The sequence below is a fragment of the Cecembia lonarensis LW9 genome (assembly GCF_000298295.1).
GTDB classification, from domain to species: Bacteria; Bacteroidota; Bacteroidia; order Cytophagales; family Cyclobacteriaceae; genus Cecembia; species Cecembia lonarensis.
On record NZ_AMGM01000300.1, the window covers coordinates 1 to 675 of the forward strand.

Annotated in this window: 1 protein-coding gene and 1 pseudogene; both read right to left on the minus strand. The window is 53.8% G+C overall.

Features of this window, described 5'->3' with window-relative positions:
• Positions 1–505, minus strand: a pseudogene (locus tag B879_RS22405) (delta-60 repeat domain-containing protein); the annotation flags it as partial.
• The coding region (locus tag B879_RS23370; protein WP_238542254.1) for a delta-60 repeat domain-containing protein at positions 424–675 on the minus strand (252 nt) is incomplete at its 5' end. The pseudogene B879_RS22405 and the gene B879_RS23370, both read right to left, overlap by 82 nt.

Here is a 675-nt window from a genome sequence, read left to right on the forward strand (position 1 = left end):
TTGGGTGAAAACTCCCCCCGATGATGATCTTCCCGTCCGATTGGATAGCGGTGGTATTAATTTGACTGTTCGCCCCTGTTCCGGGATCAAAAGTAGTATCGAGGCTGCCATTTGGATTCAAGCGGGCGATGCTGTTTCTCGAAACCCCATTGTATTCCGTGAAAAATCCCCCGATGATGAACTTCCCGTCCGATTGGATAGCGGTGGTCTGAACTCTATTGTTCGCCCCCGTGCCGGGAGCAAAGGAAGTATCGAGGCTGCCGTCCGGATTCAGGCGGGCGATGCGGTTTCTCCCTACTTCGTTGTATTGTGTGAAATCTCCTCCGATGATGATCTTCCCGTCCGATTGGATAGCGATGGTCCAAACGCCAATGTTCGCCCCTGTGCCGGGATTAAAATCTGTATCGAGGCTGCCGTCCGGATTCAGCCGGGCGATCCGGTTTCTCCCCACGCCGTTGTAAGAATTGAAATCTCCCCCGATGATGAGCTTCCCGTCCGATTGGATAGCGGTGGTACTGTACTGTTCGCACCCGTGCCGGGGTTAAAATCTGTATCGAGGCTGCCGTCCGGATTAAGCCGGGCGATGCGGTTTATTGCCACTCCGTTGTATTGGCTGAACCCTCCCCCGATGATGATCTTCCCGTCCGCTTGGATAGCGGTGGTATAAACTAAACT